At 70.2% G+C, this 6,161-nt stretch carries 8 protein-coding genes; 7 read left to right on the forward strand and 1 reads right to left on the reverse strand.

Features of this window, described 5'->3' with window-relative positions; genetic code table 11:
* On the forward strand, nucleotides 1-532 hold a 532-nt coding region (locus ACIQ6S_RS13965; RefSeq protein WP_397608884.1), incomplete at its 5' end, for an aminotransferase class I/II-fold pyridoxal phosphate-dependent enzyme.
* On the forward strand, nucleotides 532-930 hold the full coding sequence (locus tag ACIQ6S_RS13970) for an HNH endonuclease (RefSeq protein ID WP_397608885.1): 399 nt from the start codon (nucleotides 532-534) through the stop codon (nucleotides 928-930). The genes ACIQ6S_RS13965 and ACIQ6S_RS13970, both read left to right, overlap by 1 nt.
* A 15-nt stretch (nucleotides 931-945) precedes the next feature.
* Here the strand turns inward: ACIQ6S_RS13970 and ACIQ6S_RS13975 are convergent, their stop codons facing one another.
* On the reverse strand, nucleotides 946-1,770 hold the full coding sequence (locus tag ACIQ6S_RS13975; protein WP_397608886.1) for a pseudouridine synthase: 825 nt from the start codon (nucleotides 1,768-1,770) through the stop codon (nucleotides 946-948).
* A gap of 53 nt (nucleotides 1,771-1,823) precedes the next feature.
* Between ACIQ6S_RS13975 and ACIQ6S_RS13980 the strand changes: the two genes are divergently transcribed.
* From ACIQ6S_RS13980 to ACIQ6S_RS14000, 5 genes are all read left to right on the forward strand, one after another.
* Nucleotides 1,824-2,273: an OsmC family protein gene (locus ACIQ6S_RS13980; RefSeq protein ID WP_397608887.1), complete on the forward strand. Its 450-nt coding sequence runs from the start codon at nucleotides 1,824-1,826 to the stop codon at nucleotides 2,271-2,273.
* Between the two features lie 57 nt (nucleotides 2,274-2,330).
* Entirely contained in the window at nucleotides 2,331-3,287 is a 957-nt protein-coding gene (locus tag ACIQ6S_RS13985; RefSeq protein ID WP_397608888.1) for an acyl-CoA desaturase, read from the forward strand.
* On the forward strand, nucleotides 3,284-4,525 hold the full coding sequence (locus ACIQ6S_RS13990) for an NAD(P)/FAD-dependent oxidoreductase (protein WP_397608889.1): 1,242 nt from the start codon (nucleotides 3,284-3,286) through the stop codon (nucleotides 4,523-4,525). The genes ACIQ6S_RS13985 and ACIQ6S_RS13990 overlap by 4 nt, the downstream gene beginning before the upstream one ends.
* A 23-nt stretch (nucleotides 4,526-4,548) precedes the next feature.
* On the forward strand, nucleotides 4,549-5,331 hold the full coding sequence (locus ACIQ6S_RS13995; protein ID WP_397608891.1) for a DUF1365 domain-containing protein: 783 nt from the start codon (nucleotides 4,549-4,551) through the stop codon (nucleotides 5,329-5,331).
* The coding region (locus ACIQ6S_RS14000; protein ID WP_397608890.1) for an SAM-dependent methyltransferase at nucleotides 5,328-6,161 on the forward strand (834 nt) is incomplete at its 3' end. The genes ACIQ6S_RS13995 and ACIQ6S_RS14000, both read left to right, overlap by 4 nt.

Raw genomic sequence — 6,161 nt, forward strand, 5'->3', positions numbered from 1 at the left:
CGGCAGCGCCGAGGTCAAGGGCGTGATGGACCGGATCGACATCTTCACCGGCACGCTCGGCAAGGCCATGGGCGGCGCGCTGGGCGGCTTCACCACCGGCCGCCGGGACGTGATCGAGCTGCTGCGCCAGCGCTCGCGGCCCTACCTGTTCAGCAACTCGCTGCCGCCACACGTGGTGGCCGCCGGCATCACCGCCTTCGACATGCTGGCCAAGGCCGGCGACCTGCGGGAGCGCCTCGCGGCCAACACCGCCTACTTCCGCGCGGAAATGGCCAAGCTCGGTTTCGACATCAAGCCCGGCGTGCACCCGATCTGCCCGGTGATGCTCTACGACGCGCCGCTGGCGCAGAAGTTCGCCGCGCGCCTGCTCGAAGAGGGCATCTACGCGATCGGCTTCTTCTTCCCGGTGGTGCCGAAGGGCCAGGCCCGCATCCGCACGCAGATGAGCGCCGCGCACACCCGCGAGCACCTCGACCGCGCCATCGCCGCCTTCGCGAAGGTGGGCCGCGAGCTCGGAGTCATCCCGGGCTGATGCGGGCCAAGCTCCGCCACCTGTTCCGTCTCGCCGTCGCCACCGACGCCGAGGCCGTGCAGGCGCCGGACGGCACCTGGACCACGCGCTGCCTGCATTGCCGCACGCGGCTGCAGGTGGCGGCCGACGGCGAGGCCATCGGCGCGAGTTCGCTGGAGCACGTGGTGCCGCAGGCCTGGTTCGGCCTGCGCGCGGCAGCAGCACTGACCGTCCAGGTGGGCGACGACCGCGACGATCCGCGCAACCTTTCGGTGGCCTGCCGGCGCTGCAACCAGGACAAGGGCAAGGGCCCGGACGCCCGCGGCCCGCAGGATGCGCGCGCTTACGACGTCGTGGCGGCCTTGCTCGCCAAGCGCCTCGCGCGCTGGCGGCCCGTCGCGGACACCCCCACAGGCTGATGAGCGCCCGGCGACTCAGCGGCGCAGCGCCGCCGCCTCGTCGTCACTGAGCACGCGCCAGCCGCCTTTCGGCAGCTCACCGAGCGCCAGCCCACCGATCGCAACGCGCACCAAGCGCAGCACGGGAAAGCCGGCGGCCTTTGCGAGGCGGCGGATCTGGCGGTTCTTGCCCTCGTCCAGCACCACCTCGAGCCATGCCGTCTTGCCGCCGCTCTTCAGCAGCGCCACCGATTTGGCCGACAGCCGCTCGCCGCCCTCATCGAGGCCCGCGACCATCGCTGCGAGCGATTCGTCGCCGGGCACGCCGTCGACCTGGACGCGGTACGTCTTGTCGGGGCCGGTGGCCGGGTCGGTGATGTGGGCTGCCCATGCCGGATCGTTGGTGAACAGCAGCAGGCCCTCGCTGGCCTGGTCGAGCCGGCCCACCGGCGCCACCCACGGCAGGCCAGCGCCATCGAAGCAGCGGTACACCGTGTCCCGGCCCTTCTCGTCGCTCGCCGTGGTGACGAGGCCACGCGGCTTGTTCAAGGCGAGATAGACCCGTGCCTCCGAGCCCAGCGGCCGACCATCCACGCAGACCTCGTCCACGCCGGCGCGCACCGGATGCTCGGGATCGCGCACGAGGTTCCCACCCACACGGACGCGGCCTTCGCGCACCCAGGCGGCGGCCTGCGTCCGCGACCCGAGGCCAGCCTTGGAAATGACGCGGGCCACGCCGTGGCGGACAACGGTGCCCGGCCCTTGCGCCTCGCGGCGCGGGCCTGGACCGGGGGCCTTCGGAGGTCGCGGCGTCCGCCTCATCCTCACTCTCCCTTCGGATGCCGTTGACGGTTTCCGCATGTGCGACGCGGCGCCGGAGTGTAGCCTTGGCGCGACTTTCCGAGGAAGCGTCCATGTCCGAACACACTGCCGCCCTGCGCTGGTCGCGCCATGGCCGCGACTTCAGCTATGAGACCTTCTCGCGCGACCACGAACTCACGTTCGAGAACGGGCAGAAGACGCTCGCCTCCTCGGCGCCCGCCTTCATCGGCAACCCCGAGGCGCTGAACCCGGAAACGCTTCTGGTCGGCTCGCTGTCCTCGTGCCACATGCTCACCTTCCTCGCGATCTGCGCGAAGCGCGGCTACGTGGTCGACCACTACGACGACGCAGCCTCGGGCCTCCTCGACAAGAACGCCGAGGGAAGGATGGCCATCACCCGCATCACGCTGCGACCGAAGGCCGTGTTCGCGGGCGACAAGCAGCCGAATGCCGAGGACCTGGCGAAGCTGCACGAGCGCGCGCACGCGAACTGCTTCATCGGCACTTCGATCCGCGCCGAAGTCGCCGTCGAACCGCGCTGAACCTGCCGCTCCCCCGGTTCACCACGCTCTCACCGCCCGCTCCCCTAGGCTTGCGCCATGTCTGAAACCGCCCCTACCGCCTCCCTCTGGGCTCGCTCGCTGACCGCCATCGTGCGCTGGTTCGACACGTCCGCGGCCGACGCGGTGGACGCCGAAGCCGCCGCCCGCATCGACTGGCTGCGCGTCGTGCCCTTCATCGGCCTGCACCTGGCCTGCCTCGGCGTGATCTGGGTCGGCATCAGCCCGTTCGCGGTGGGCGTCGCGCTCGCGCTCTACGCGCTGCGCATGTTCGCCATCACCGGGTTCTACCACCGCTACTTCTCGCACAAGGCCTTCCGCACCTCGCGGCCGGTGCAGTTCCTCTTCGGCGTCGTCGGCGCCAGCAGCGTGCAGCGCGGTCCGCTGTGGTGGGCGGCGCACCACCGCCAGCACCACCGCGCCAGCGACACCGAGCACGACCCGCATTCGCCGAAACACAAGGGCTTCTGGTACAGCCACATGGGCTGGTTCCTCACCCGCGGGGCGTTCCGCACCGATCTCGACGCGGTGAAGGACCTCGCGAAGTTCCCCGAACTGCGCCTGCTCGACCGCTTCGACATCCTCGTGCCCGTGCTGTTGGCCGTCGGCCTGTTCCTGCTCGGCGGCTGGCTGGAAACCGCCGCGCCCGCGCTGGAAACCAACGGCCCGCAGCTGCTGATCTGGGGCTTCTTCGTCTCGACGGTGGTGCTGTTCCACGTCACCGTGACGATCAACTCCTTCGCCCATCGCTTCGGCCGCCGCCGCTTCGCCACCCGCGATGACTCGCGCAACAACTGGTTCCTCGCCCTGCTGACCTTCGGCGAAGGCTGGCACAACAACCACCACCACTACCCGGGCTCGGCGCGGCAGGGCTTCCGCTGGTGGGAGTACGACTTCACGTACTACACGTTGAAGGCGCTGAGCCTGTTCCGCATCGTGTGGGACCTGAAGCCGGTGCCGGACACCTTCCGCAAACCGACCGCGGAGGCCGCGTGAGGGTCGCCGTCGTCGGCAGCGGCATCGCCGGCCTGTCCTCCGCGTGGTTGCTCTCCCGCCAGCACGAGGTCGTGCTTTTCGAAGCCGAAGCGCGCCTCGGTGGCCACACGCACACGCATGACGTCGAGCAGGCCGGGAAGCGCTATCGCGTCGACACCGGCTTCATCGTCCACAACACGCACAACTACCCGCTGCTGACGCGGATGTTCGACGAGCTCGGCGTGGCGTCGAAAGACACGACGATGAGCTTCGGCGCGCAGGTCGAGGCCACCGGCCTCGAGTACAACGCCACCAACCTCGACGCCCTGTTCTGCCAGCGCCGCAACCTGCTCTCGCCGTCCTTCATCCGGATGGTGCGCGAGATCCTGCGCTTCTACCGCGAGGCCGGCGCGCTACTGCGCGACCCGGGCCCGGGGCCGTCGCTGGGCGACTACCTCGAGCAGAACCGCTACTCCACCCTGTTCCGCGATGCCCACCTGATCCCCATGGCCTCGGCGCTGTGGTCCTCGCCCTCGGCGACGATCCTCGATTTCCCGGCCAAGTACCTCGTGCGCTTCATGGACCACCACCGGATGCTGCAGGTGGAAGGCCGGCCGCAGTGGCGCGTGGTCGAGGGCGGCTCGTCGAGCTATATCGACGCGCTGAAGGCGCGTTGGACGGTCGACGTCCGCCTCGCCTGCCCGGTGCAGCGGATCACCCGCGACGAGGCCGGCGTGACGGTCAAGCACGTCGCCGGCGAGGACCGCTTCGACGCCATCGTGGTGGCCACCCACAGCGATCAGGCCTTGGCGCTGCTCGGCGATGCCGACGCGCTCGAGCGCGAGGTGCTGGGCGCCATGCCCTACCAGCGCAACGAGGTGGTGCTGCACACCGACCGCCGGATCCTGCCCGCCCGCCGCAAGGCCTGGGCGGCATGGAACGCCTTCGTGCCGGCCGACCCGAAGGCCGAGTGCTCGGTGAGCTACTGCATGAACCTGCTGCAGGGCCTCGAATCCCCCGAGCCCTTCGTCGTCACCTTGAACCGCAGCGCCGCGATCGACCCGGCCAAGGTCATCGCGCGGATGACCTACCACCACCCGATCTACACGCACGAGAGCGTGGCCGCGCAGGAACGCCGCACGGAGCTCAATGGCCGCCGCCGCACCTGGTTCGCCGGGGCGTACTGGGGCTTCGGCTTCCACGAGGACGGCATGCGCGCCGGCGTCGAGGCCGCGGCCGGCCTCGGGGTGCGCTGGTGAGCTCGGACGGCGGCGACGAACGGATGGCGCCCGCGGGTTCCGGCCTGCGGAGCGCCCTCTACGTCGGCCGCGTCCAGCACCGCCGCTTCGCGGTGGCCGAGAACCACTTCCGCTACCGGATCTTCCAGCCTTTCCTCGATCTCGCCGAACTGGACCGCGTGTTCGACCGCCGCTGGTTCTGGTCGGTGAACCGCCGCAACCTCGCCGAGTTCCGCCGCAGCGACTACTTCGGCGATGCCGCACTCCCGCTCGATGTCGCCGTACGCCGCCGCGTGGAAGCCGAACTGGGCCGCCCGGCGCCCGGCCCCATCCGCGTGCTGACGCACCTGCGCTACTTCGGCTACGTGCAGAACCCGGTCAGCTTCTACTACGGCTATCACGAGGACGGCGAAACCCTCGACTGGATCCTCGCGGAGATCACCAACACGCCGTGGGGCGAGCGCCACGCCTACCTGCTGCCGGCCGAGAAGGCCGAGCGGAAGGGCCGCGCCCTGCACTTCGGCTTCGACAAGGCCTTCCACGTCTCGCCCTTCCTGCCGATGGACCGCCGCTACCACTGGGTGTTCACGCCGCCCGGCGACGACCTGCACATCCACATGGAGGTCCTCGCCGGCGAGGCGCGCGAGTTCGACGCGACGCTCACGCTGGAGCGGCGTCCGCTGCAGGGCAACACGCTGGCTTCATGCCTCGCCGCGTATCCATTCATCACCGTGAAGGTGGCCGCCGCCATCTACTGGCAGGCCCTCAAGCTGAGCCTGAAGCGCGTGCCCTTCCATCCCCATCCCAACCCGGACGCCCGCCTGTGAGCCTGCCTGCCGACGCCCTGCCCAACGAAAACGCCTCATCGGGCAGCTACGAGCGCTGGCTGCGCACGCGCCTGTTCGAGCGCCTCGGCGGCCTGCGCCATGGCGCCCTGATCATCAGCGACGCCTTGGGCGAAACCCGCCTCGGCGAGGCCGAACCGACGGCTGGCGCCCCCATCGCGCGCCTGCGCGTGCACGACCTCGAGGCCTATGCCCGCATGGCCACCGGCGGTTCGGTCGGCGCGGCTGAGGCCTACATGGACGGCCAGTGGAGCTGCGACGAGCTCGTCGACCTGATCCGCCTGCTGGTGCTCAACCGCGACCTGCTCGACGCGATGGAGGGCGGCATGGCCCGCCTCTCCGGCTGGCTGCTGAAGGCCGTGCACGCCTTCCGCCGCAACACCCGGGCCGGCTCGCGCAAGAACATCGCGGCGCACTACGACCTCGGCAACGAGCTCTTCCGCCTGTTCCTGTCCGACGACCTGATGTACTCGTCGGCGATCTTCGCGGATCCCACCGAGACGCTCGAAGCGGCCTCGTTCCGCAAGCTCCAGCGCATCGGCCGCAAGCTCGACCTGAAGCCGTCGGACCACCTCGTCGAGATCGGCACCGGCTGGGGCGGCATGGCCCTGCACGCCGCGAAGCACTTCGGCTGCCGCGTCACCACGACGACGATCTCGAAGGAGCAGCACGCCCTGGCCAGCGAGCGCGTGGCCCGCGCCGGGCTCTCCGACCGCGTGACCCTGCTGCTCGAGGACTACCGCGACCTCACCGGCACCTACGACAAGCTGGTGTCGATCGAGATGATCGAAGCCATCGGCCACCAGTACCTC

The sequence above is a fragment of the Silanimonas sp. genome, assembly GCF_044377035.1.
In the GTDB taxonomy this organism is placed as follows: domain Bacteria; phylum Pseudomonadota; class Gammaproteobacteria; order Xanthomonadales; family Xanthomonadaceae; genus Silanimonas.

What these genes read in the sequence shown, in the direction of transcription:
- ACIQ6S_RS13985 (WP_397608888.1), top strand. Translation starts at nt 2,331, where the DNA reads ATGTCTGAAACCGCCCCTACCGCCTCCCTCTGGGCTCGCTCGCTGACC.
- ACIQ6S_RS13995 (WP_397608891.1), top strand. Translation starts at nt 4,549, where the DNA reads ATGGCGCCCGCGGGTTCCGGCCTGCGGAGCGCCCTCTACGTCGGCCGC.
- ACIQ6S_RS13980 (WP_397608887.1), top strand. Translation starts at nt 1,824, where the DNA reads ATGTCCGAACACACTGCCGCCCTGCGCTGGTCGCGCCATGGCCGCGAC.
- ACIQ6S_RS13975 (WP_397608886.1), bottom strand. Translation starts at nt 1,770, where the DNA reads ATGCGGAAACCGTCAACGGCATCCGAAGGGAGAGTGAGGATGAGGCGG.
- ACIQ6S_RS13970 (WP_397608885.1), top strand. Translation starts at nt 532, where the DNA reads ATGCGGGCCAAGCTCCGCCACCTGTTCCGTCTCGCCGTCGCCACCGAC.